The sequence below is a fragment of the Chryseobacterium sp. Bi04 genome, assembly GCF_918698085.1.
Lineage (GTDB): Bacteria > Bacteroidota > Bacteroidia > Flavobacteriales > Weeksellaceae > Chryseobacterium.
The window spans coordinates 48,899-73,237 of sequence record NZ_CAKKLP010000019.1; the positions used below are offsets into that span (position 1 = coordinate 48,899).

Sequence of the window (24,339 nt, forward strand, 5' to 3'; positions counted from 1 at the left end):
CGTGTAAAGTTTTAAGCCTTTGACACGGATAAAAACTAAAACTCTTCTTTAAGGTTAATTGTCCTTTGATGGGACAGCTTAAAATTTTCTACACCATTAAATAATTCAATAATCTCATCTCTTTTTAAAAGAGTGCGCGACGTACTCAAAATGGATTGGTAAGAGGAAAAATTATATTTTGAAAACCGATGCACGATAGAGTGATTTTGCGGATTTTGATGAATATAAATTATCATATTAATTAAATATTTATCCGAAATAATCAATTTCCTTTTAAATGGAGATTCAATAAGAGCACCATGTCTTTTGTATTCCTTATTAAAAGATTGGGAGTAAGAATTGAAAAGTCGGGCAAATTGTTTTGAGAAAATATTCTGGGGAGAATGAAGTCCTGTTTGAGTAGCCTTGTCAAGGTTTTGAACCTTGACAAGGCTACTCAATTCAAGATCAGATTTAATCTTAACTAAAAGATGAAAATGATTAGGCATAAGGCAATATGCATATACATCACAGGTGGGAATAAGAAATTCAACTACTTTATTCAAAAAGAATGAATAATTTCGATCCGATTTAAAAATATTTTCTCCGTTAATACCACGATTATAAATATGGTAAAAACAGTCTGCTTCAATTGGAGTAGTTCTGATATCTGCCATCATTGTGTTTTTAATTTAATCTTAGAAAGATAAAAAAAACTTTTAAATTTAACCGTGTCAAGGTTTTGAACCTTGACACGGTTAAAAAAATCCCTTTAAGTAAAAACCTAAAGGGACTATAAATTTATATTTTGAATTAAATTAATCCAAACTGCTCAAAATGATGGGTAAAATGTTTTTTATGCATCAGTTCCCACATTTCCCTGTTTAACTTCCCAAACACAAAATTCAGATGTTCTGCCTGGGGATTTTCTTTGTAGTAGATCACAAATCGCTTCAGGTTATCAATGAATGACTGTTTTGCTGCATCCAGATTCTTATGTGTGAGTGCCGGAAGTGAGCCATTCTGTGGTAAGAACGGAGCAATAAATTCTTTCGGCATTTTTCTGTGGTTGTAAAGAGAGTCCTGGTATTTTTCAATATTCTCCTCCGGAGTGAAGCATTTTTCAGCTTCCGGTTCTCCAAGACTTACTAAAATTCCGTGTTCCAAATGCTCAATCATCTGTTGTGGAGACATTTTCCCCCATTGAGAGGAAGTATTTTCGGTTAAACCATTCAGTATTTTCTGAACATTTTTCACATTCAGATCAATGAAAGGAGATTGTTTCGCTACTAATGTTAAAATTGTAGCTACACATACGATCTCATCTCTTTGATTTATCACCTCAACCAGCCATTTAACAACTCCTGAAGGAATGTTTCTGCCTTTTACTCCTCTGTTGATTTTTTCTTTTGCTGTTAGGTAAACAGTAATGGTATCACCAGCATATACAGGTTTAAAGAAACTGCATTCTTCTAATCCGTAGTTGGCAATAACAGGTCCTTTTTTACCGGAAACAAACAATCCTGCTGCTGCTGAAAGGATGAAATATCCATGGGCAACAGTTTTATCAAAAATAGTTCCTGTTAAGCTCGTAGCATCTGTATGAGCATAGAAGTGATCCCATGAAACATTGGAGAAGTTAACGATATCTGCATCGGTAACGGTTCTGCCAGCTGTTTCTAGAGAATCTCCCACTTCAACTTCTTCAAAATATTTCTGGAAAGGATGTTTGTCTGAGAATTTCTTCTCAGCACCCTGCTGATAAATCTTGGTAATTGCTTTCAGTACATCCGGAGATCCCTGAATTGCTGTTTTCTGCAAGAAGAAATGAAGACCGCTCAAACCTCCCATTTCCTCACCTCCGCCTGCTCTGCCAGGCCCTCCGTGCATCAGCGTAGGAAGTGGTGAACCGTGCCCTGTGCTTTCTTTAGCATTATCTCTGTTCAGGACAAAGATTCTTCCGTGTTGGGAAGCCATTTTCCATGACGTTTCTGCAATAAAGTTCTCATCATGAGAAATGATGGATCCCACTAAACTTCCTTTTCCTCTCTTTGCCAGTGCAGCTGCTTCTTCAGCATCTTTATACGGCATTAATGTAGATACCGGCCCGAAAGCTTCTACATCATGAGAGATATTTTTCTCAAAAGGCTTATCATTCAGGAATAGTTTAGGACTCATAAATGCTCCGTTTTCATAATCTGCATCTACCAGTTCATGCTTTCCGTCATACACAAGCTCTGTTTCTGTTTTTAAAATATTTACTTTTCTTACTACTTCTTCGTATTGCTGTCTTCCCACCAAAGAACCCATTTTGGTTTCTCTGCTTAATGGATTTCCTATTTTTGTCTGATCCAAAGCTTTAGACAAAGCATTCTGAACATCACCGATTAAATGTTCCGGAACAATAATTCTTCTGATAGCCGTACATTTCTGTCCTGCTTTCGTGGTCATTTCGTTACGAACTTCTTTGATAAACAAATCAAATTCAGGAGTTCCCGGCTTTGCTTCCAATCCAAGGATTGAACAGTTCAGAGAATCCGCCTCCATATTGAAACGTACTGCATTCCCAGCGATAGAAGGCATTGATTTTAATTTTCGGCCTGTATGAGCTGAACCTGTAAATAATACAGAGTCTCCGTCTTTAATATAGTCCAGGATATTTCCAGGTTCCCCACATACCAACTGAACGGCTCCTTCAGGAAGCACTCCACTCTCAATCATATCCTGAAAAACAGCATTTGTCAAATAAGAACCAAAAGGAGAAGGTTTTACAATAGAAGGAACACCCGCCAATAATGACGTTGATAATTTCTCCAGCATTCCCCAAACAGGAAAGTTATAAGCATTGATCTGTACTGAAACCCCTTCACTTGGAGTCAGAATATGAGTTCCTAAGAAAGTTCCGTTTGCTGAAATTTTCTGTGTATCTCCGTCTACCCAAAACGGAGTATTGGGAAGCATTCTTTTTGCCAGTCCCGAATAGGTAAAGAAGGTACCGAAACCTCCTTCAATATCTACCCATGAATCTACATGCGTAGCTCCTGTTTTATATGATAATTCGTAATATTTTTTCTTTCTTTCCAATAGATACAACGCTACTTTTTTCAGCATTTCCCCACGATCATAGAAAGTCATGGAAGAAAGGTTTTTGTATCCTACTGTTCTTCCATAATCAAGAGCCTGTTCAAAATTAAGTCCTTCCGTATCTGAAACAGCTACCTGCTCTCCTGTAACGGCATTGTATAAAGGGATGCCGTTTCCGGATCCTTCTACCCATTCTCCGTAGATATAGTTTTTTAGTTTTTCCATATTTATTTTTACTTTATTTTTTGCTTCTGTTGAAACCTTATAGGTTTTAAAAACCTATAAGGTTTGAGTCCGTACATATATGATTAAAATATCAATACTAAAAGCCATTATTTTTTAGAATTTTGATCAATTGAAACTAATTTACTTCTGTTCCTGATATGGAAACAGTTTCACTAATCCTTCATACAAACTTCTGTGAAGAATGGTTGCATGATTATCCGTTTCCATCATTTTATACTCTAATGTCCAGTTTTTCTTATTTGATTTTTTAAGAATATCATAGAACGTTTCTGCATCTTTAATCATGACAGGATGTTCTCCTTTTCCCACAGAAACATAAACAAATTTCTTAGTATCGGGAGACTTTGCAAGTAATTGAGGTGCCTGTTTTAGTAAACTTTCATCATCCCACCATAAACTTGGACTAATGATAAAATAATTGTTAAACATTTCCGGTTTTTTCAAAAGAATTTCTGTTGCTAACAGCCCACCTAGAGATTGTCCGAACAGATACTTCTCCGTCGTTTTAAACTGGCTTTCAATGTAAGGCTTTAATTCTTTTTCAAGGAACGTTATAAACTTATCAGAATGCCCTGTGGTAGGATAATCTTTCTGCAAATCCTTTAAATCTGTATGAAATGTGAAATCTCTTTTTCTGTCAACATTAGCAATTCCTACTACAATTGTTTCCGGCATCGAGTACATTTGATTAAAGAACTGCACTAATCCTGAAACATGGATAAAGTCTTCATTCATACTTCCGTCCAACAAATAGATCACCGGATATGACTTAGCTTTATCAAAACCTTGAGGCAGGTAGATATTTAGAGTTCTTTCTTCATTCAGAGTTTTAGATTTAATGGTCCTTACCTCTCCCACCGTAAGCGGTTTTACTGTTGCAGTTTGCGCTAATACCGTAAAATTGGCAGCAAGCAGTATACTGCAGATAATAAAAGCTTTTTTAATCATAATTTAATTTTTGTCTTCTCGTTTATTCTTAGAAATTTTTATTCTAAATCCATACAATCATATTCCACATTAGAAAACTGATAATTTTCATCTTCACGGAAAATCAAATCTTTTCCATTAGCGTGGGAATATATATGATAGATATACCCTCATTCAAAACTTTCTGTATTATTAACCATTTATTTCTCATTTTGTGTTTTATTTTACTGAATTCAAACCTTATAAGTTTTAAAAACCTATAAGGTTTAGACAATTATTTTACATCATCCCAAATGCTGTAATCAACAATTTTTGTTGGGATCTGCTGTACGTATTCTGTAAAGGGCTCGCAAGGTAAAATCGCTTCTTTCCCTTCTCTGGCCAATTCCTGGTATAATTTTGTACCTTCTGTTTTCCAGTGGATCATTTCATCAGAAACATCACGGATGATTTTTGCGGGGCTTCCTACAATTAATTTTCTCGGTTCGCATCTGAAATTAGCAGGAACAAAAGCTAAAGCACCGACAATACTTTCGTCACCGATATAAGCTTTATCCATTATTACAGAATTCATTCCTATTAAACAATTCTTCCCGATATGTCCGGAATGAATAATTGCCCCATGACCGATATGTGCAGATTCTTCTAAGATGGTTTCTATATTTGGGAAAACATGAAGCGTACAGTTTTCCTGTACATTAGCCCCATCCTTAATGATAATTTTCCCCCAGTCGCCGCGAATTACCGCATTGGGCCCAATATAGACTTCTTCACCTATTTCTACATTCCCGATAATGACTGCTTGCGGATGAATGTAAGCAGAGGGTTTTATAATGGGACGGATACCATGGTATGAGTAGATATTCATATTTATTAATTTGAAAATTTGAAAATGAGATAATTTGAAAATGAGATAATTTGAAAATCAATTAAATAATGTTTCTGTTTTTCGATGTTTGTCTTTTGACTATACTGTCCAAAGTCCTACAAAGCAGCTGCTCTTTACGGAGTATCTTCCAATAAACATTTTCACATTCTCAGATTATCCCATTTTCAAATTGATTATACTTTTTCAATGATCATTGCATAGCCTTGTCCAACACCAATACAAAGGGTGCACAATGCATATTTTTTATCCTGCTTCTGTAATTCTATAGCCGCAGAACCCACAATTCTTGCTCCAGAAACTCCCAGTGGGTGGCCAATGGCAATAGCACCTCCGTTCGGGTTTATTCTTGCATCGTCATCTTTTAAACCTAAGCTTCTTGTTACCGCCAGGGCCTGTGCAGCAAATGCTTCATTGAGTTCAATAATATCCATATCTTCCAGTGAAAGATTCAGTCTTTTCAATAGTTTCTGAGTAGCTTCTACCGGTCCTATTCCCATAATTCTTGGTTCAACGCCTGCTACGGAAGATCCTAATATTTTTGCTTTTGGTTTTAATCCATATTTTTTAACGGCTTCTTCACTTGCTAAAATAAGTGCAGCAGCTCCATCATTCATTCCCGATGCATTTCCGGCTGTTACCGTTCCTTCTTTCCTGAAAGCCGGACGAAGTTTCCCCAGACCTTCCATGGATGATGCAGGTTTAATGAATTCATCTTTTTCAAAAATGACAGGATCACCTTTTCTCTGAGGGATTTCTACTTTTACAATTTCTTCTGCCAGTCTTCCATTTTCCTGTGCTTTGGTAGCTTTCTGCTGAGACCAAAGAGCAAATTTATCCTGATCTTCTCTGCTGATCTGATGCATATCTGCTAAATTTTCTGCAGTTTCTCCCATCCCATCAACGCCATACATTTCTTTCATTTTCGGGTTCACAAAACGCCATCCGAAAGTAGTATCAAATAGCTGACTGTCTCTGCCAAACGCCGCACTTGGTTTTGACATTACATACGGAGAACGCGTCATATGCTCTACTCCACCTGCAATATAAATTTCACCTTCTCCTGCAGCAATGGAACGAAAAGCATTCGCTACAGCCGACATCCCGGAAGCACAAAGTCTGTTTACCGTTTCACCTCCAATTTTATAAGGAAGACCAGCCAATAAAAGCCCCATTCTTGCCACATTTCTGTTATCTTCCCCTGCCTGATTGGCACATCCGAAAATCACATCTTCAATTTCATGTACGGGAACGTCAGGATTCCTTGCCACCACTTCTTTGATAACAATAGCAGCCAAATCATCTGCTCTTACTTCTGATAATCCTCCCTGCAGTTTTGAAATAGGAGTTCTGACATAGTCTATGATGTATACGTTGTTCATATTTTTAATTTGAAAATGAGTCAATTTGAGAATTTGAAAATTTAAGGGAAGTAAAATTAAAGGTGTTCGATAATTTTCAAATTACCTCATCTTCAAATTTTCAAATTCTTTATAATTCTGTTACTTTTTTTCCGATTTTGTAAACTGTTCCTACAAATTTTGCTATCAGCTCCTGATTTTGATTGGTAATCTGAATATCATAAACAGCTGTTTTTCTGGTATCATTCACCAAGATACTTTCTGCTCTGAAAACATCGCCTTCTTTTCCGGCTTTGGTAAAGTTGATAATACAATTCAAAGCTACAGCAGCATCCCCTGTATTATTGGATGAAAATGCCAGTGCTGAATCTGCAAAAGCAAATGTAACCCCACCATGAACTGTTTTAAGCCCATTGATCATATCTTTCTTAATGGGCATTTCTATTAAACAATAATTTTCTTTTACTTCAATCATTTTGATATTCATCCACTGGGAAAAATAATCCTGATTGAACATATAATCTGCTACCTGTCTTGGATTCATTTTACTGTACGTTTGTTATTTCTTCATATAATTCATCCGATAATCTATCGTAAACACTCATCGTTTTACCCAGAATGATTTGCTCATAGGAGAGATTTGATGAACCTGATGAATTTTCAGTTGGATAAGAAGCACTTAAATCAATTCCGTTTTCATTGGCCAATCTTTTGATCAGCTCTTTATATTTCTCATTAAACTTTCCCAATAATTCAAGCCTTTCCTGATCTTCAATAGAAGCAGCCTCCTGAATCAAATAATCTTTCTCTATTGAAAGCCTCACTCCCAATTCGGCTCTGAATTCATCTATATTCATTAATTCTTCACTATCATAATTGAGCAATGCACCAGTTGCTGTTATTATACAACGGATACATGGCCGTATTTCTTTATATTTTACGAAGCAAAGGGCTCTGTCTGTACCTTTCTTCCCGATATTCTTCGTAAAGGTTCTGTAGGGTTTCCGAAACTTTTGCATATCCGATTTCTTTACCCCAGCTTAACAGTCCTTTTGGATAATTAACTCCTTTCTGCATCGCTAGTTCAAGATCATCATCATTGGCAACACCTAATCTTTTAGCTTCAACAGCTTCATTGATCAACATTGAAATAATTCTTAAGAAAATCTGCTCATACAATGCCTCATCTTTTTGAGCAACCGGTTTTTGTGCACCCTCACTATAATCATAGAATCCTTTTCCTGTTTTCCGGCCATGGAGCTTAGCTTCAGACATTCTTTGCTGAAGTAAAGAAGGCTTATACTTTGGATCATAGAAATAATCTTTGTAAACCGTTGTCGTTACTGAAAAATTGACATCAATACCAATAAGATCCATGAGTTCAAAAGGCCCCATTTTGAAGTTACCCAATGTTTTCATTGCCTCATCTACCTGTTCCGGTGTGGCTATATTTTCTTCAACAATTCTTAACCCTTCCCCATAATAGGGACGGGCAATTCTGTTCACAATGAACCCCGGAATATCTTTGGCGATAACAGGTATTTTGCCCCATACTTTCATGAGGTTATATATTTTTTCAGCTAACGTTTGTTCTGTTAATAAAGAAGGAATAACTTCCACTAAAGGCATCAATGGAGCAGGATTGAAAAAGTGAATTCCGATGAAACGCTCCGGTTTCTTGAGCTCTGCCCCGAGGGAAGTGATGGAAATGGATGAGGTATTGGAACCGATGATACAGTCTTCTGAAACATAATTTTCAAGCTCTGTAAAAACCTTGGTCTTAATATCTTTGTTTTCAATAATCGCTTCAATAACCAGATTTGAATCTTTTAAATCCTGAAGGACTTCTCCTTTTACGATGTTGTTTCTGATTTCAGAGGCTTTTTCCTGAGAAATTTTGCCTTTTTCAACCAGTTTCTGAAGTGTTTTTCCTAAGCCTGAAAGTGCTTTGTCTATTTGTGGAGCATTAGCGTCGAATAAAACAACTTTGCATCCTGCTGTGGCAGCTACCTGAGCTATTCCTACGCCCATAGTTCCTGCCCCAATAATTCCAATATTCATAGTTTTAATTTGAAAATTTGAAAATGAGTTAATTTGAAAATTATTTAAATTTTGATGTAGAAATAATTTTAGACAGAATTAATATAATTTCTCTTAAATCTTTAAATAACTTCTCATCAGGTGAACACAAATATTCTGATTGCAAACACAATGATAACCAATATTCTGTTTCATCAGCTTTCTTTAGCTGCAATTTTTACTTTATGAATAAAATCGGCCCTGCTTTCTGCATTTTGAGCTTCTCTTACATTAGCTCCGATTGAAGTTCCTGATTTAAAAATCTGATTCGCAAGTGGAAATTTATTAACCTTATACAGTTTTTCTGAAAATTCAATAATGTTCAATGTAAAATCAAAAGTTTTATTTACTATAATATTTTCTTTGTCATTTCTCATTTTCAAATTCTCAAATTAACCCATTTTCAAATTGATTTATTTTCCTTTATAATTAGGTTTTCTTTTCTGTAAAAAGGCATTTACCCCTTCGATGAAGTCTTCTGTTTCTGCAGCTTCCTGCTGTAAATCTCCCTCTAACTCCAATTGTTCTTTTAAGGTATTATGGTAAGACTGAGCAAAAGCTTTTTTGGTAAGCTTAAGCGCTGCCGTTGGCATATTTGACATTTTCTCAAGAATTTCCATAGATTTTGGAGCAAATTCTTCTTCATTGAAAACCTCAGCAACAAGACCGTATGATTTAGATTCTTCAGCAGATAGTTTTTTACCTGTAAAAGCTAAATAATTAGCCAATTGTCTACCTAAAAGCTTCGGTAAGAAATAAGTTCCTCCCGTATCAGGAATCAATCCGATATTGGAAAATGCCTGAGCAAAATATGATTTATCAACTGCTAACACAAAGTCACAAATTAGGGCCAGCATTGCTCCGGCTCCTACTGCAGGTCCATTTACCAATGCCACCACAGGTTTTTTGCAATGTGTAATTTCTGTAACTAAAGGATTATAGTAATCTACTACAATTTTTCTGATGATGTCGTTATCATGGTGTTCATTACCCTGTACAAAGGCATCATCTAAATTTTGACCTGAGCAGAACGCTCTTCCTCTACCTGAGATCGCTACACATCTTACCGTGTCATCTTCATTACATTCTTTAATGAAATCTTTCAAATCCGACAGAGAAGGTTTTGTAAGGGCATTCATCGTTTCAGGTTGATTAAGATATGCGATTTTAAGCTTCCCGTCAAAATGCGTTTCAATATCAAGTTGTGTATACATAGTTTTTTTTTATTTATTATTTAACAATGCTCTAATTTAACAATATAAATTAACCTAACAATCTACTATAACGTAACAATCTAACAGTTTAACAATGCAACAAATAAAATAGTTCTGATAAAACTGATCACACCTTATAAACTATGATGCACAAAGCATTTTATGGGTATATTGATTGCTAAATTGATTCATTAATTAATGGCATTTAAAATAATCAAAAGGTTCAAGACAGTCTAAACACTGGTAAGAAGCCTTACACAGGGTAGACCCGAATCTGCTGATCTGTTTGGTATGTTCAGAACCACAACGCGGACATTTTTTCGGCTTCCCAATATGATGTTCATCTGCCCCTTTTTCAGGAGGTGTAATTCCGTAAACACGGAGTTTTTCTCTCGCTTCATCCGTTATCCAGTCTGTTGTCCATATCGGAAACATTTTGGTAACCACCTTCGCATCCCAGCCGTTTTCCTTCATCATTTTAATGATATCCTCTTCAATGGTAAACATTGCAGGGCAGGCAGAATAAGTAGGCGTGATCGTCACTTCACAGGTATTTTCACCTGTAATGCTGGCCTCCCGCACAATTCCTAATTCCACAATATCAATGACCGGAATTTCCGGATCGGGGATTGTTTTTAATAAGCTTAATAAATCGTTCATTATTAATTTTGAGCATTAGATCATTTGAAAATCTAAAAAATGAAAGGTACGAACAGCTCATTTCCAAATTAACTCATTTTCAAATTGCCTCATTGTTTTTTTACCACGTACATCCCGGATATGCACGCTGCATATACTGAAGTTCACAAAGAATATACCCGAAATATTCTGTATGATATCCTGTTCTTGATTTTGGCTGCATGAAAGGATTCGCAGGATATTCTAAACCATATTCTGCAAAATCTTTTTGTGTAATGGAAAGAAAATTCTCATAAAGCACATCAACATTGGGAACAATATTTAAAATAACTAAATCCTCCTCCCCTTCTACTTTTGCAAATAATCCTTTTGAATATTCCCAAATATTTCCAATCGCTTTTTCCAAACGGGTTTTACTTTCTTCTGTTCCCTGAGCAAAAATTTTCATCCAGGAAGCAGCGTGGGTATAGTGGTATCTTACTTCTTTCAAAGATTTCTGAGCAATTGCAGAAAGCTCTTCATCCGCAGAATGAGACAGGGCCTCATACATTAGTTTTTGATATACTGCAAAAACGTAAACTTTAAGAATGGTCTGGGCATAATCTTCATTAGGAAGCTCAGTCCAGTGGGCATTTAGATATTCATGCTCATATCTTAAAAATGCCAGATCATCTTCACTTTTACCGTTATCAATCACTTTTGATGCGTAAACATAAAAGTTATTGGCCTGACCCAGCTCATCCAATGCAATGTTTGTCAATGCAATATCTTCCTCCAAATAAGGACCTTCACCACACCACGCAGACAATCTCTGCCCCATGATGAAACTGTCGTCTGCCAGTTTTAATAAATAATTATATAATGGGTTCATTTTGTTTTAGATTTAAAGACTAATAGATGATAGACGGATAGATGATAGATAGGTAAACTTTAATGTCTTTTATCTCTTTGTCTATTATCTCCAAGTCTTATTCTTAATTACATATTCTTTACATCATTAGGAATGTCATAAAAAGTCGGGTGACGGTATAATTTGTCGTCAGCCGGATCGAAGAAAGCTTCTTTATCTACTCCTTCAGAAGTGATGATATATTTGCTTGGAACTACCCAAACAGAAGTTCCTTCTTTTCTTCTGGTATACACATCTCTTGCATTCTGCAAGGCCATTTCTGCTGTTGGTGCCTGTACTATTCCAACATGTTTGTGAGATAATCCCGGTTTAGTCTGAATAAACACTTCCCACATATCTAAATTTGCCATAGTCAAATTAATTTAACAATGTATCAATGTACCAGTTTACCAATATGAATCTTCGTTTTACTCAGAATGACAATTGATTGTTACATTTTTACATTGGTATATTGTTACATTATTATATTACTTCTTTTTGTTGTTTTTTTGCGAAAGCTGCAGCTGCTTCTTTTACCCAAAGGTTTTCCTGCTGAGCTTTTACTTTGGTATCCAGCCTCTTTCTGTTGCAAGGGCCATTACCTTTTAAGATTTCCATAAATTCACCCCAGGGAAGTTCTCCGAAATCATAATGCTGTCTTTCCTCATTCCATTTCAGATCTTTATCAGGAATCGTTAATCCTAAGAATTCAGCCTGAGAAACAGTAACGTCAATAAATCTCTGACGAAGACTGTCATTACTTTCACGTTTTACTCTGTAATTCATAGAAATTTTAGAGTTGGGTGAACTGTCATCATTAGGTCCGAACATCATTAAAGCCGGCCACCAGAAACGGTTTAACGAAGCCTGGGCCATTTCTTTCTGCTGTTTGGTACCACGGCAAAGGGCCATTAAGATTTCATACCCCTGTCTTTGGTGAAAAGATTCTTCTTTACAGATCTTCACCATCGCTCTTGAATAGGGACCATAAGAATTTCCCATCAGCATTACCTGATTCATGATGGCTGCACCGTCTACCAGCCAGCCGATAGCTCCAATATCTGCCCAGCTCAATGTAGGATAATTAAAAATACTTGAGTATTTTGCTTTCCCTTCCAACATATCTTCATAAGTGGCGTCCCTATCAGCCCTGATCGTTCCGTTTCCTAATGTTTCAGTGGCAGAATACAGGTATAAACCGTGTCCCGCTTCATCCTGAACTTTAGCCAAAAGGGCCATTTTTCGCCTCAATGAAGGTGCTCTGGAAATCCAGTTGGCTTCCGGTAACATTCCAACAATCTCAGAATGGGCATGCTGTGAAATCTGACGAACCAATAACTTCCTGTAATCATCGGGCATTACATCTTTGGGTTCTACTTTATTTTCGTCGTGAACGTATTGAACAAATTTTTCTAAGTCCATAATTTTTTTCAATTTAGCAATGTATCAGTCTAGCAATGTACCAATGATTGGTACACTGGTCAATTGTTATATTGTTACATTAATTTTTTTAAACATCATAATTAAGCATCACCACATTCGTTGTCGGGTGACATTGACAGGTAAGAACATAGCCTCTGGCTACTTCGTCTTCGGTAAGCGCGTAGTTTTTCTCCATGAAAACTTCTCCTTCCAAAACCTCCGCTTTACACGTACAACAAACTCCTCCTTTGCAAGCAAAAGGTACAGGAAGATTGTCTTTCAATGCTTTATCTAAGATACTCTCTTTTTTAGAATTTAAGTGGAACGAATATTCATCATCATCGATAATTACCGTTACCATACTTTCAATATTGGCAATAGCCTTGAATTCGTCACTCATCTCCTCCGTATTTTCTTCGTCAGGAGCTGTGAAGTATTCAAATAAAACCTGGATAGCAGGAACTTTTTTATCCTTTTTAAGATAATCGGCGATCCCCTTGATCATTTCTGAGGGTCCACAAATAAAATAAGTGGATTCTTTTACATCAATATCCGTGTATCTTTCAAATAACTGTTCTAATTTTTCGGCAGAAATTCTTCCTTCAAAAACAGGATCTTCATGTTTCTCCCGGCTTACCAGGTAAACCACCTTAAGTCTTCCATTGAAATGCTCTACCAATCTATCTATTTCCCCTTTTCTCAAAATATGATTCATGCTTCTGTTACTGTAAAACAGATACGCATTACTATTGGGTTCCTGATAAAGGCTTTCTTTAATATTGGACAAAACAGGAGTGATACCGCTTCCCGCTGCAAGACCTACATAAGTTTTCACATTGGTAGGATGATAAGAAGTATTAAAACCACCCATCGGAGGCATTACTTCCAGCATTTCATCCATATGAAGATGTTCGTTGAAGTATCCTGATACTTTTCCGCCTTCTAATAATTTCACCAAAACTTCCAGCGTATTGCTTTTTTCACTTGGAGCATTACAGATAGAATAAGAACGTCTTTCTTCGTTTCCGTTAATCATCATTCGGAAATTAAGGTACTGCCCCTGTTTGAACCTGAACTTGTCTTTCAGTTCTTCAGGAATTTCCACAGCCACATTTACGGCTTCCGGAGTATCTTTCTGAACTCTAACTGTTTTAAGTTTATAAAATGAATTCATTATTTTTTTAGTATTCTATTAATTTTCCCACCTTCACATTTCGGTAAGCTATCCTGGGTATGAACTTTTACTTTTGTAGTAATCCCTACCCGTTTTTTTATTTCGTTTTCTATATTTTTTCCAAAAATCCCGACAAATTTAAAATATTCATCGGTATTGGCTTCTATTCTTTGATCTTTTACAAGGTCATCATCAATTTCTATATCGATATCCAGTGCTACACACATATGCTCCTTTTCAATCGGAGTCAGATAATAATTGGGAACAACACCTTTTACATATGAAAATGCATCTTCAATCTGGCTTGGATAAACATTTACCCCTCTTACAATCAGCATGTCATCTGCCCGGCCAACAATAGGTTTCATTTTCACCATTGTTCTTTTGGCATTTTCATCATAATAAAGACTTGTAATATCATTGGTCCAGTACCGTAAAAGGGGCATCGCTTTCTTCGTTAGAGTCGTAATCACCAATACGCCTTCTTCTCCGAATGGAACCGGCTGCTTGGTTACCGGATCTAAAATTTCAGGATAAAAATGATCTTCCCAAATATAAGAACCTCCTTTTTCTTCGAAATCTTCCATTGAAACTCCCGGTCCTATAATTTCACTTAAGCCATAGATATTCGTGGCATGAACCCCTAACCTTTCTTCAATATGTCCTCTGATAATCTCCGTCCAGGGCTCTGAACCCAACACCGCATATTGAAGACTGATTTCATCGGCTGAAATTCCTCTGTTGGCAAATTCATCAGCAATAGTCAGTGCATAAGATGGTGAACAGCAGATCACCTCTGGCTTAAAATCCATAATCAAATCTACCTGTCTGGCTGTCATTCCTCCTGAAATGGGAAGAACACTCATTCCCAACTTTTCCGCTCCGTAATGGAGACCAAGCCCCCCTGTAAAAATCCCATATCCGTATGCATTATGTAACTGCATCCCTGGTCTGGCACCTGCAGCATACAGGGATCTCGCCACTACCTCACTGAAAAGATCCACATCCTCTTTGGTATATCCTACCACAGTTGGTTTCCCTGTAGTTCCGCTTGAACAATGAATTCTCTGCAGCTCATTTTTGGGAACAGTAAACAATCCAAAAGGGTAATGATCTCTTAAATCCTGTTTGTAAGTAATGGGAAGTTTCGTGATATCTTCTATTGTCCTTATATCCTGTGGAGATATTTTTAATTCATCGAATTTTCTTTTATAAAACTCTGACTTCTCCTCAAGATAACCAATTAAACCTGTTAACCGGTCGGATTGAAGCTGTCTCAACTGACCCAGCTCCAGATATTCAACTGAAAAACCCATAAAACTAACTAACATTTGTTAGGCATAAATTTAAAAAGATTTTGCAAGCTGACAAAATTTTTATGATTTTTATCATATTTTGAATGATTCTAAATAAGGATGTACTAATGATTCCCCTTATTTAAACCGTAAGTTTTGATATTAAGGCTAAGGAAAGTACAATAGGATTATTAATAGTACGTTTAAGTTTTTGAAAAAAAACAATAATTTACTTTAATGGAAATTGACATTCAGAACAAACGCAATGGAGTGTGAACCTATTTATAAAATAAGTGTAATAAGGCCATTATTGTTTCTGGTTCCCTAATAGCCCAAAAAGTATCTTCTCTCTGATTTCATCAATAATTTCATCAGTAGAATCACTGTTCCTTTTGAACCAGAAATAAGAATTGTTTAGGGTATGAAGAATAAATCTTGTGGTAAATGAAGGTGATTTTAAATCCCAGTTTTCGGCCTGGTAAATTTCAGAAATAAGTTCCTCCACTTCCTGCTGATAGTTTCTCCTTAGTTCCACAAATTCAGAAAGTCTTTCTTCCAGGTGTCTCCATTCGTTGGAATAAATATGGGTTACATCCCGGTTCTCCAGGACTACCGATAAATGTTTATCCAGAAATAGGTTCAGTTTTTCTCTGGGAGGAATATTGGTGTTTTTTACTTCCTGAAGCTCATCGAAAAAATCCTGTGCAATGCCAAAGCATATCCATTCCAAAATTTCTTCTTTCGAACGGATATGCGCATACAGGGATGCGGCCTTAATATTGAGTTTTGTAGCCAGATCTCGTACTGAACTGCCCATATATCCTTTCTCCTTGAAAAGTTCTACAGCTACGTTTAATATTCTTCTTTGTTTTTCTTTAAGCTCCATCTGGTAAAATGCAAAAGTAGTTATTCTCAAAATAATACGCTGGAATTTAACACAGCATCGGGTAAATTAGCTCATTTCTCCATTGACGGCCAAAGATATTTCACTCCTGGTATGACGTATTGTTCATCATTTTAAAGAAAATTATTAAGAATCGGAAATTTTGTCAAGTTAATTTTACGTTAAAAATGCTGATTTCGGAAATTTTGTCCTATTTTTTTATAAATTTAATAATTGAACGATTTTTGTGATACAGTCATCGAATAAATGATTAAATAATTGATGGCATTAAGAAGCCAAGCCTTAAAATTTGGTTTCTTGATGTTTTTTAGAACTCCAATTTAAAACAACCAAAATATATAAAATATGAACTTAAACCAATATACTGTAAAATCACAGGAAGCCATTCAGGCAGCTCAGCAAGTAGCTCTTGAATTGGGTAATCAAAGTATCGAACCTCAACATATACTTGAAGGGATCTTTCAGGTAGATGAAAATATATCGCCTTTCTTATTAAAAAAATCTGAAGCAGATGCCAATCTGGTAAGAGAGCGCAACCGTGAAAATTTAGAAAAACTTCCAAAAGTACAGGGAGGGAATATTTATCTTTCCCAGTCTGCCAATAAAGTATTGCTGGATGCACCCAACATCGCTAAGAAAATGGACGATGAATATGTAACGATTGAACATTTATGGCTATCCCTTTTGGAGACAAGCTCTGAGGTATCCAAAATGCTTAAGGATATGGGCGTTACCAAAAAATTACTGGAGGGAGGTATTAAAGAATTAAGAAAAGGAAGCAAAGCTACTTCTGCAAGTTCAGAAGAAACTTATCAATCATTAAATAAATATGCCAAAAACTTTAATGAATTAGCAGCTGAAGGAAAGCTGGACCCTGTGATCGGACGTGATGAAGAAATCAGAAGGGTTTTACAGATCCTTTCCAGAAGAACAAAAAACAACCCGATCCTTATCGGAGAACCGGGAGTTGGTAAAACAGCCATTGCTGAAGGAATTGCTCACAGAATTATCAGTGGGGACGTCCCTGAAAATCTAATGGATAAGACGTTGTTTTCATTGGATATGGGAGCTTTAATCGCTGGAGCAAAATATAAAGGTGAATTTGAAGAGCGTCTGAAATCTGTAGTGAATGAAGTAAGCAAATCTGACGGACAGATCATCCTTTTCATCGATGAGATCCACACATTGGTAGGTGCCGGAGGTGGCGAAGGTGCAATGGATGCTGCCAATATCCTGAAACCGGCTTTGGCAAGAGGAGAATTGAGAGCTATCGGAGCCACTACCTTAAATGAATATCAGAAATATTTTGAGAAGGATAAAGCGTTGGAAAGACGTTTCCAGAAGGTAATGGTAGAAGAACCGGATACAGAATCTGCAATTTCCATTCTTAGGGGTATTAAAGATAAATATGAGGCGCACCACAAGGTAAGAATCAAAGATGAAGCAATTATTGCTGCTGTGGAAATGTCTCAGAGGTATATTTCAGACAGATTCTTACCGGATAAAGCAATTGACCTCATTGATGAGGCTTCTGCTAAATTGAGAATGGAGATCAATTCAAAACCGGAAGAACTGGATGTACTGGATAGAAAATTAATGCAGATGGAAATTGAATTGGCAGCCATCTCAAGAGAGGGTAATGAAACCAAAATCAACCACTTAAAAGAAGATATTGCTAAAATTTCTGAACAGAGAAATGAAATTAATGCCAAATGGCTGAAAGAAAAACAGAAAAGTGAAGATTTAACGCAGATCAAAAAGGAGATTGAATCTTTAAAATTAGAAGCGGAAAGAGCATCCAGAGCCGGTGATTATGCCAAAGTAGCGGAAATACAATATGGAAAACTCCGTGAAAAAGAGGAACAACTGCAAAAGGTTGAACTTGAAATGCAGAACCATCAGAATGAGCTGATCAAAGAAGAGGTTACTGCCGAGAATATTTCTGAAGTTATTGGTAAATGGACGGGTATTCCTGTCACCAAGCTATTACAGTCGGAAAGAGCAAAATTATTGAATCTTGAAGCTGAGCTTCACCATAGAGTTGTAGGACAGGATGAAGCGATACAGGCTGTAGCAGATGCTATCAGAAGAAACAGAGCCGGATTGAGCGATGAGAAAAAACCTATCGGATCCTTCTTATTCTTGGGAACCACAGGTGTTGGTAAGACTGAGCTGGCAAAAGCATTGGCGGAATTCTTATTCGATGATGAGAACAATATGACGAGAATTGATATGAGTGAATATCAGGAGCGTCACAGTGTTTCAAGACTCGTGGGTGCGCCTCCGGGATATATCGGATATGATGAAGGTGGTCAATTGACGGAAGCCGTGAGAAGAAGACCTTATTCAGTAGTCCTTTTAGACGAAATTGAAAAAGCCCATCCTGATGTTTTCAACACATTATTACAGGTGTTGGATGACGGAAGACTGACTGATAATAAAGGTAGAGTTGTAAATTTCAAAAACTCAATTATCATTATGACTTCGAATTTAGGTTCCCATCTGATCCAGGAGAATTTTGAAAATATCACAGAGGAAAATCAGGACGAAATTGTAGCTAAAACAAAAGACGAGGTCTTTGATTTATTGAAACAAAGTCTGCGTCCGGAATTCCTGAACAGAATTGATGAGATCGTACTGTTCCAGCCTTTAAGAAAAAAAGAAATCGGAAAAATCGTTCAGTATCAGCTGAGAGGATTCAATGATATGTTAGCAAAACGGAACATTATCATGACTTTCACTCAGGATGCTGTAGATTATCTGATGGAGAAAGGTTACGATCCTGCATTCGGAGCAAGACCTTTAAAAAGAGTTATCCAACAGGATGTACTGAATAAATTATCTAAAGAGATCCTTGCCGGAAATGTAAATGACGGAGATAGAATCACATTGGATTTCTTTGAAGAAACAGGTCTTGTTTTCAGACCTGCCGAACAATAAAGTAGTTTTTTTTCATATACATTATTTTGTAAGTAAGTGCTGTAGAATTTTCTGCAGCACTTATTTTTTTATCCTACTTTTGGGATAAAATTTCATCATATCCAAAAAACATATTATTAATTTAAATAAAATATCTTAAATCTGTAAAAATATTTCATTTAACAAATGACAATCCCCCAACTACTTTATGAAAGCATCCTTTGGGTAGAAGGAGCTACAGCACTCATTGCACTACTCTGTTATCATCGTGAAAAACAGCAGTATTGGAAATATTTTTGCCTATACCTGATCATTATATTCCTATGCGAGGTGTTCGGAAAATACAGTCCGCGTTTTATAGAATATGACAGTCCAAAATTTTATAATTATTTTGTGATACCGCTGGAGTTTATATTCTTTTATTGGCTGTATGCTGCGAAAGCTTTCGGAAGGCCCAGACTTTTTTACATTGTAACTTTTATATACCTGCTGTCATTTATCCCAAATGAGATTTTTCTTGATACCAATAAGGAAATCTTTTCCATAAATTACACACTGGGCTGTCTTATATTAATGATCCTTGTGATTATGGAGTACTATAATCAGGTAAATTCTTCTGAGATTGTCAATTTCAGCAAAAACAGAATGTTTTACATCAATCTGGGGGTTACTTTATTCTATATCGGAACCTTGCCTTTCTGGACTTTTTTTGCTCAAATAAAGCAGTATAAAGAAATCTGGAATATTTATTATTCTTATTTTCAAATTTCTCTCATTATCATGTACATCCTGTTTTCAATTTCGCTGATAAAAGGAAAACAGGAACTTAAATCTCCCTGATATTTTACACTTAAAAATAAGCAGGTTATCTTTTCAATGATTTTTATCCAAACAATGTGAATTATCATTACATTTGCATCACTAATCTAACTAAAACAAAATCAACATGAAAAAATTAAAAAGAGATGAATTAAAGAAAATTGACGGTGGAGTTCTTTCCTCAATAATTATGTGTGACGAGTTCTGGAATTGCCCAACGGGCCTATGCTGCACAGCAGGACTGGTTTGCAAGGACCGGACAAAATATCCATGCATATAAAATCTAAGCCGGAGATTGCCTCCGGTTTTTTTTGTCATTATGATGGCTCGGTATTTATTTACGTATAGTTGAATTCACGTGCAACCCGTAAAAACACGGTAAAAATAACAGTATAATCCCCAATTTATTACTATTCTTTCTACCATATTTTTTCCGAAATTTGCAGATACACTAACATTTTTTATAAATACTAAGTTATGGAAGCAGAATCTACTAATGAACACGGACCAAAATCCGGCAGAATGCCCAATGATTTGATTAAAACTTTAATTGATAATTACCGTCAGAATCATTTGAGCGCAATTAATAATACGCTGGGTATACAAGATGCCCATTCCATCTGGTTTGATCTTCCTAAATTAAAAAAGTTCATTGCGATGATAGAAGAAGAAGCCATGAAAAAGACTCCCGATGTAACTGAGGAAGATTTAGGAATCAGATTTTATTATGCCGCTTATCCAAAGCTGGAAAACTGGAAGATTATGGAATCTCACCCTGTATCGGAAGATTATGCAGGAAGACATACCCTGGTGATGATCCCTACGGTAAAAAAAACAGATGAAGAAGGAGAAATCCACCATTATGATTTCAATACCTTAGACCATTCTATCAATTTAACATTAATTGCAAAAAAGGGAGGTAAAGAGGAAGATCCTATTGGAGAAAATAACGGACAACTTATTCCTCCATCCAATCCAATAGCTGAATATTTTTAATACTTAATTGATGATTTTATAGAATATGACCGATTTCCAAGAATTTGTAAGCAAAACTATGCTTTGGGCCGAAGGACTTGCTGCGGTTGTATCGCTTTTGTATTATAATCGTGTAAAGAACCAGTATTGGATTTTCTTCATTTTCTATTTGGTTTTTATTTTTCTTGGAGAAGCTTATGGTAGATGGGGAAAATTCCCTTATTTTTCCAAATCCCACTATTATAATTACTTTTTGATGCCTATCCAGTTTATATTTTTTTACTGGTTATACGCAGCAAAGTCTTTAAGAAAGCCTAAATTATTTTTTGTTTTATCACTCCTATACCTGCTTTCATTTATCCCCAATGAATTATACTTTTCGGGAAGTAAAATAGTATTTGCCTTTAATTACACCTTTGGCTGCCTTGTTTTAATGCTTCTTGTAGTGATGGAATATTATAAACAAATTAATTCACAGGAAATTCTCAATTTTAGCAAAAATAGGATGTTTTATATTAATCTTGGAGTAACCCTTTCCTATATCGGAACATTACCGTTCATGGCTCTTTTCTCCGTTTTGATTAATTATATGGAAATCTGGAATATTTATTTTAGTTATTTTCTGATCTCAGGTGTAGTGATGTATATTTTATTTGCAAGTTCATTTATATGGGGAAAACAGAACTCTTAATTGTCATTATTTTATTTAATATATTTTTTGTGATGTTTATCGTTGCAGTGGCTATCTATATCAGAAATTACAGGCAGCGCAAGAAAGAATATCTGACTGAAATTGAAATAAAAAATGAAATCCACCAAAAGGAGCTTCTGGCAACCCAGCTGGAAATCCAGCAGGCAACAATGCAGCAGATTGGAAGGGAACTTCATGACAATATTGGCCAAAAGCTGACGTTGGTAAGTCTCTATACCCAGCAAATGCTTTACGAGAACAAAGTTCCGGAAGCCAGTGAAAGAATTGAACAGGTCTCACAGATTATCAACCAGTCTTTACAGGATCTACGCAGTCTTTCAAAAACATTAACGGACGATAATATCAACCAAAAAGAAATTAAAACACTCATTCAGGAAGAGGTAGATATTACCAATTCTTTTAAAAGGTGTACCGTAAGTTTTGAATGCAGCTTTGATCAGCTCGATTTGAGTTTTGTTCATAAAAACGTAGTTCTGAGAATTATCCAGGAGTTTATTCAAAACAGCATAAAACATTCGGGCTGTAAGAATATTTTTATTACTTTAAATACTTCCGAAAATATCCTTTGGGAACTTTCTATTAATGATGACGGTGCTGGATTTGATACCAGCCAGACAGCGTATAATGGGATTGGCCTTACCAATATGAAAAACAGGGCTAAAATCATTGGTGCAGATTTTCATTTTGAAAGCCAGAAAAATACAGGAACTTATCTTCATATTATTTTAAAAAAGCAATCATGAAAAAAACAATTGTAATTGTTGATGACCATATACTTATTGCCAAAGCTCTGGAGGGTATTATTGGTAATTTTAATGAGTTTGAGGTGATCTACGTGTGTGAAAATGGAAAAGATCTGATTCAGAAATTTGAAGAGGGTAACAAAATTCCGGATATCATCCTATTAGATATCAGTATGCCTATTATGAATGGTTTTGAAACGGCAGCCTGGCTCTCGAAAAACCATCCAGATATCAAGATAATGGCCCTCAGCATGCAGGGTGATGACAATAGCGTCATTAAAATGATTAAAAATGGGGCTAAAGGTTATCTGCTAAAAAATACACACCCAAAAGATCTGGAAACAGCATTGACAAGATTAAATTCTGATGGATTTTTCTATCCTGAATGGGCCTCAAAAATTATATTCTCAACCCTCAATAAAGATAAAGAATCTGAAATCACGGTAAAAATTAGCGAAAGGGAAAAAGAATTCCTGAAATACACTGTTACCGAGCTCAGTTATAAGGAAATTGCAGACAGAATGTGTTGCAGTCCAAGGACAGTAGAAAGCTACCGGGATCAGCTTTGTGAAAAACTGGATTTAAAAACCCGGGTAGGACTTGCCGTTTTTGCCATTAAAAATGGTTTTGGCAGTTGACACAGAATAAAAATATTTCGTTTAAATAAACAATATTTACAATTATTTGCACCAAAATTACACCGTATTGTGAAATATAAAAATGCAATTCATCGGATTGATTAAAATTCAATAAAAATTCAAATTAAATACCAAATAAACAATTAAAATATAGATTAAATAACTATTTATCAAACAAACCGTTAAATAATTTGCATATCAATTTCAAATAATATAATTTCACATCCTCAAACAAAAAGACGATATGAAAAAATTATTATTTGGAGCTATTGTACTAAGCTTCATGTCAGCTTGTAACAGCGACAACATTTCAAACCAAGGTGAAGAGCCTACAGATCAGGCAAATTCTCCTTCTACAACCGCATTAAAAAGAAGCTGTCCTTCTGTAGAACTCAGAGAAGCAGCCCTGCAGAAGGATCCTGCATTGAGACAAAGGGCAACAGAGATTGAAGCCTCTGCTGAAAGATTTGCCAACGATATAAAATTTGGAAAGGTCCTCGCTGATGGAACCGTTGAAATTCCTGTAGTAGTGAATGTATTATACAGAACTGCTACTGAAAATGTTTCAGACGCAAGAATTGCAGAACAAATCGCTGTTTTAAATGCTGATTATAGTGGTACAAATACAGATGCCTCTAAAATACCTACAGAATTCCAAGGGGTAAAAGCTGGCGATGTAAAAGTAAAATTTAAACTGGTAAATACCGTAAGAAAAGTAACAACTAAAACATCATGGACTCCCACTGATGTAGACAACCACACGATGAAAAAAGTCTCTACTGGAGGAATAGATGCTACCAATCCTACCAATTATTTTAATATCTGGGTGGTAAGCAGTATGCCAGATGGTCTATATCAGACTCTTGGATATGCTACTTTTCCTGAATCCGCAGGATTATGGAATGATGGTGTAGTAATTGCAGCTCCATATTTTGGAAAAACAGGAGCAACTGCTAATTTCAACCTGGGAAGAACAGCCACTCATGAAGTAGGGCACTATTTAGGACTTATACACATCTGGGGAGATGCCAGCTGTGGAAATGATCTTGTTGCCGACACTCCAACTCAAACCGGATTCAATGATGGAAAACCAAGCTACCCACTTTATAATACTTGTGGCGGAGTAAAAAGATCTGTAATGTTTATGAATTACATGGATTACGTAGATGACGCTGCTATGTTTATGTTCTCCACCGGACAAAAAACAAGAATGCAGTCTGCGGTTGCAGCATCAGGACCAAGATCCGGGCTAAGAGTTTTATAACAAATCTGATTGCAGTTTTATTTAATATTATAAATCCATCCTTCATATTGGGATGGATTTTTATTTTCGCATACTATAATTACAACATCAAAAGAGCTTACAACTCTTATCAGGATTGACTGCTTTAGAAATCAAAAAAAACATCTTAACCAATCGATAAAATGTAATAT

The 24,339-nt window shown here is 36.0% G+C and carries 23 protein-coding genes and 1 pseudogene; 7 read left to right on the forward strand and 17 right to left on the reverse strand.

Annotated elements, in window-relative coordinates; genetic code table 11:
* Positions 1–35: 35 nt before the first annotated feature.
* The 17 genes and pseudogenes from LQV47_RS21055 to LQV47_RS21135 form a co-directional block, all read right to left on the reverse strand.
* Entirely contained in the window at positions 36–659 is a 624-nt protein-coding gene (locus LQV47_RS21055) for a transposase (protein ID WP_230041090.1), read from the reverse strand.
* A gap of 133 nt (positions 660–792) precedes the next feature.
* Positions 793–3,288, reverse strand: coding sequence for a phenylacetic acid degradation bifunctional protein PaaZ (paaZ, locus tag LQV47_RS21060; protein WP_230041091.1), 2,496 nt, complete (start codon positions 3,286–3,288; stop codon positions 793–795).
* A 141-nt stretch (positions 3,289–3,429) separates the two neighbouring features.
* Positions 3,430–4,257 (reverse strand): alpha/beta hydrolase-fold protein, encoded by an 828-nt coding sequence (locus LQV47_RS21065; protein WP_230041092.1) that lies wholly within the window; start codon positions 4,255–4,257, stop codon positions 3,430–3,432.
* Positions 4,258–4,510: 253 nt separating this feature from the next.
* A complete protein-coding gene (locus LQV47_RS21070; RefSeq protein WP_230041093.1) occupies positions 4,511–5,104 on the reverse strand; it encodes a transferase hexapeptide repeat family protein in 594 nt (197 codons plus the stop codon).
* Positions 5,105–5,298: 194 nt separating this feature from the next.
* Positions 5,299–6,504 (reverse strand): 3-oxoadipyl-CoA thiolase, encoded by a 1,206-nt coding sequence (gene pcaF / locus LQV47_RS21075; RefSeq protein WP_230041094.1) that lies wholly within the window; start codon positions 6,502–6,504, stop codon positions 5,299–5,301.
* 109 nt (positions 6,505–6,613) lie between these two features.
* On the reverse strand, positions 6,614–7,027 hold the full coding sequence (locus LQV47_RS21080) for a hotdog fold thioesterase (RefSeq protein ID WP_230041095.1): 414 nt from the start codon (positions 7,025–7,027) through the stop codon (positions 6,614–6,616).
* A 1-nt stretch (position 7,028) separates the two neighbouring features.
* The gene (locus LQV47_RS21085; RefSeq protein WP_230041114.1) at positions 7,029–7,502 is read right to left on the reverse strand and encodes a hypothetical protein; all 474 of its coding nucleotides are present in this window, start codon (positions 7,500–7,502) and stop codon (positions 7,029–7,031) included.
* Positions 7,414–8,544, reverse strand: coding sequence for a 3-hydroxyacyl-CoA dehydrogenase NAD-binding domain-containing protein (locus LQV47_RS21090; protein ID WP_230041096.1), 1,131 nt, complete (start codon positions 8,542–8,544; stop codon positions 7,414–7,416). Before LQV47_RS21090 ends, LQV47_RS21085 begins: the two co-directional genes overlap by 89 nt.
* A 40-nt stretch (positions 8,545–8,584) precedes the next feature.
* Positions 8,585–8,939: pseudogene (locus tag LQV47_RS21095) on the reverse strand (four helix bundle protein).
* Positions 8,940–8,975: 36 nt separating this feature from the next.
* Positions 8,976–9,776, reverse strand: a complete 801-nt coding sequence (locus tag LQV47_RS21100) for an enoyl-CoA hydratase-related protein (protein WP_230041097.1) — start codon at positions 9,774–9,776, stop codon at positions 8,976–8,978.
* 195 nt (positions 9,777–9,971) lie between these two features.
* Complete coding sequence (paaD, locus tag LQV47_RS21105; RefSeq protein ID WP_230041098.1) at positions 9,972–10,436, reverse strand: 1,2-phenylacetyl-CoA epoxidase subunit PaaD; 465 nt, start codon at positions 10,434–10,436, stop codon at positions 9,972–9,974.
* A 100-nt stretch (positions 10,437–10,536) separates the two neighbouring features.
* A complete protein-coding gene (gene paaC / locus LQV47_RS21110) occupies positions 10,537–11,286 on the reverse strand; it encodes a 1,2-phenylacetyl-CoA epoxidase subunit PaaC (protein ID WP_230041099.1) in 750 nt (249 codons plus the stop codon).
* A gap of 107 nt (positions 11,287–11,393) precedes the next feature.
* Positions 11,394–11,675: a 1,2-phenylacetyl-CoA epoxidase subunit PaaB gene (gene paaB, locus LQV47_RS21115; RefSeq protein ID WP_123945289.1), complete on the reverse strand. Its 282-nt coding sequence runs from the start codon at positions 11,673–11,675 to the stop codon at positions 11,394–11,396.
* A gap of 112 nt (positions 11,676–11,787) precedes the next feature.
* Positions 11,788–12,726 carry a 1,2-phenylacetyl-CoA epoxidase subunit PaaA gene (gene paaA / locus LQV47_RS21120; RefSeq protein WP_230041100.1) on the reverse strand — a complete coding sequence of 313 codons (939 nt, stop codon included), beginning with the start codon at positions 12,724–12,726 and terminating at the stop codon, positions 11,788–11,790.
* 88 nt (positions 12,727–12,814) lie between these two features.
* The gene (locus LQV47_RS21125; RefSeq protein WP_230041101.1) at positions 12,815–13,900 is read right to left on the reverse strand and encodes a 2Fe-2S iron-sulfur cluster-binding protein; all 1,086 of its coding nucleotides are present in this window, start codon (positions 13,898–13,900) and stop codon (positions 12,815–12,817) included.
* Positions 13,900–15,216 carry an AMP-binding protein gene (locus tag LQV47_RS21130; RefSeq protein ID WP_230041102.1) on the reverse strand — a complete coding sequence of 439 codons (1,317 nt, stop codon included), beginning with the start codon at positions 15,214–15,216 and terminating at the stop codon, positions 13,900–13,902. The genes LQV47_RS21125 and LQV47_RS21130 overlap by 1 nt, the downstream gene beginning before the upstream one ends.
* Before the next feature lie 286 nt (positions 15,217–15,502).
* Positions 15,503–16,111, reverse strand: coding sequence for a TetR/AcrR family transcriptional regulator (locus LQV47_RS21135; RefSeq protein ID WP_230041103.1), 609 nt, complete (start codon positions 16,109–16,111; stop codon positions 15,503–15,505).
* 333 nt (positions 16,112–16,444) lie between these two features.
* On the opposite strand from LQV47_RS21135, the gene clpB reads away from it, so the two are divergent.
* The 7 genes from clpB (at position 16,445) to LQV47_RS21170 (ending at position 24,169) form a co-directional block, all read left to right on the forward strand.
* The gene (gene clpB, locus LQV47_RS21140) at positions 16,445–19,039 is read left to right on the forward strand and encodes an ATP-dependent chaperone ClpB (RefSeq protein ID WP_230041104.1); all 2,595 of its coding nucleotides are present in this window, start codon (positions 16,445–16,447) and stop codon (positions 19,037–19,039) included.
* Positions 19,040–19,204: 165 nt separating this feature from the next.
* Positions 19,205–19,858 carry a hypothetical protein gene (locus tag LQV47_RS21145; RefSeq protein WP_230041105.1) on the forward strand — a complete coding sequence of 218 codons (654 nt, stop codon included), beginning with the start codon at positions 19,205–19,207 and terminating at the stop codon, positions 19,856–19,858.
* A gap of 456 nt (positions 19,859–20,314) precedes the next feature.
* Positions 20,315–20,833 carry a hypothetical protein gene (locus LQV47_RS21150; RefSeq protein WP_230041106.1) on the forward strand — a complete coding sequence of 173 codons (519 nt, stop codon included), beginning with the start codon at positions 20,315–20,317 and terminating at the stop codon, positions 20,831–20,833.
* A 25-nt stretch (positions 20,834–20,858) separates the two neighbouring features.
* Positions 20,859–21,503, forward strand: a complete 645-nt coding sequence (locus LQV47_RS21155; protein ID WP_230041107.1) for a hypothetical protein — start codon at positions 20,859–20,861, stop codon at positions 21,501–21,503.
* Between the two features lie 32 nt (positions 21,504–21,535).
* Positions 21,536–22,267: a histidine kinase gene (locus LQV47_RS21160; RefSeq protein ID WP_230041113.1), complete on the forward strand. Its 732-nt coding sequence runs from the start codon at positions 21,536–21,538 to the stop codon at positions 22,265–22,267.
* On the forward strand, positions 22,264–22,905 hold the full coding sequence (locus LQV47_RS21165; RefSeq protein WP_230041108.1) for a response regulator transcription factor: 642 nt from the start codon (positions 22,264–22,266) through the stop codon (positions 22,903–22,905). The genes LQV47_RS21160 and LQV47_RS21165 overlap by 4 nt, the downstream gene beginning before the upstream one ends.
* Positions 22,906–23,149: 244 nt before the next feature.
* Entirely contained in the window at positions 23,150–24,169 is a 1,020-nt protein-coding gene (locus tag LQV47_RS21170; protein WP_230041109.1) for a zinc metalloprotease, read from the forward strand.
* Positions 24,170–24,339 lie beyond the last annotated feature (170 nt).

Coding starts and splice junctions, on each gene's coding strand:
- LQV47_RS21100 (WP_230041097.1), bottom strand. CDS start 9,776: ATGTATACACAACTTGATATTGAAACGCATTTTGACGGGAAGCTTAAA.
- LQV47_RS21090 (WP_230041096.1), bottom strand. CDS start 8,544: ATGAATATTGGAATTATTGGGGCAGGAACTATGGGCGTAGGAATAGCT.
- pcaF (WP_230041094.1), bottom strand. CDS start 6,504: ATGAACAACGTATACATCATAGACTATGTCAGAACTCCTATTTCAAAA.
- paaA (WP_230041100.1), bottom strand. CDS start 12,726: ATGGACTTAGAAAAATTTGTTCAATACGTTCACGACGAAAATAAAGTA.
- LQV47_RS21145 (WP_230041105.1), top strand. CDS start 19,205: ATGACAATCCCCCAACTACTTTATGAAAGCATCCTTTGGGTAGAAGGA.
- LQV47_RS21055 (WP_230041090.1), bottom strand. CDS start 659: ATGATGGCAGATATCAGAACTACTCCAATTGAAGCAGACTGTTTTTAC.
- paaC (WP_230041099.1), bottom strand. CDS start 11,286: ATGAACCCATTATATAATTATTTATTAAAACTGGCAGACGACAGTTTC.
- paaD (WP_230041098.1), bottom strand. CDS start 10,436: ATGAACGATTTATTAAGCTTATTAAAAACAATCCCCGATCCGGAAATT.
- clpB (WP_230041104.1), top strand. CDS start 16,445: ATGAACTTAAACCAATATACTGTAAAATCACAGGAAGCCATTCAGGCA.
- LQV47_RS21150 (WP_230041106.1), top strand. CDS start 20,315: ATGGAAGCAGAATCTACTAATGAACACGGACCAAAATCCGGCAGAATG.
- LQV47_RS21170 (WP_230041109.1), top strand. CDS start 23,150: ATGAAAAAATTATTATTTGGAGCTATTGTACTAAGCTTCATGTCAGCT.
- LQV47_RS21085 (WP_230041114.1), bottom strand. CDS start 7,502: ATGCAAAAGTTTCGGAAACCCTACAGAACCTTTACGAAGAATATCGGG.
- LQV47_RS21165 (WP_230041108.1), top strand. CDS start 22,264: ATGAAAAAAACAATTGTAATTGTTGATGACCATATACTTATTGCCAAA.
- LQV47_RS21125 (WP_230041101.1), bottom strand. CDS start 13,900: ATGAATTCATTTTATAAACTTAAAACAGTTAGAGTTCAGAAAGATACT.
- LQV47_RS21070 (WP_230041093.1), bottom strand. CDS start 5,104: ATGAATATCTACTCATACCATGGTATCCGTCCCATTATAAAACCCTCT.
- LQV47_RS21080 (WP_230041095.1), bottom strand. CDS start 7,027: ATGAATCCAAGACAGGTAGCAGATTATATGTTCAATCAGGATTATTTT.
- LQV47_RS21160 (WP_230041113.1), top strand. CDS start 21,536: ATGTTTATCGTTGCAGTGGCTATCTATATCAGAAATTACAGGCAGCGC.
- paaB (WP_123945289.1), bottom strand. CDS start 11,675: ATGGCAAATTTAGATATGTGGGAAGTGTTTATTCAGACTAAACCGGGA.
- LQV47_RS21065 (WP_230041092.1), bottom strand. CDS start 4,257: ATGATTAAAAAAGCTTTTATTATCTGCAGTATACTGCTTGCTGCCAAT.
- paaZ (WP_230041091.1), bottom strand. CDS start 3,288: ATGGAAAAACTAAAAAACTATATCTACGGAGAATGGGTAGAAGGATCC.
- LQV47_RS21155 (WP_230041107.1), top strand. CDS start 20,859: ATGACCGATTTCCAAGAATTTGTAAGCAAAACTATGCTTTGGGCCGAA.
- LQV47_RS21130 (WP_230041102.1), bottom strand. CDS start 15,216: ATGGGTTTTTCAGTTGAATATCTGGAGCTGGGTCAGTTGAGACAGCTT.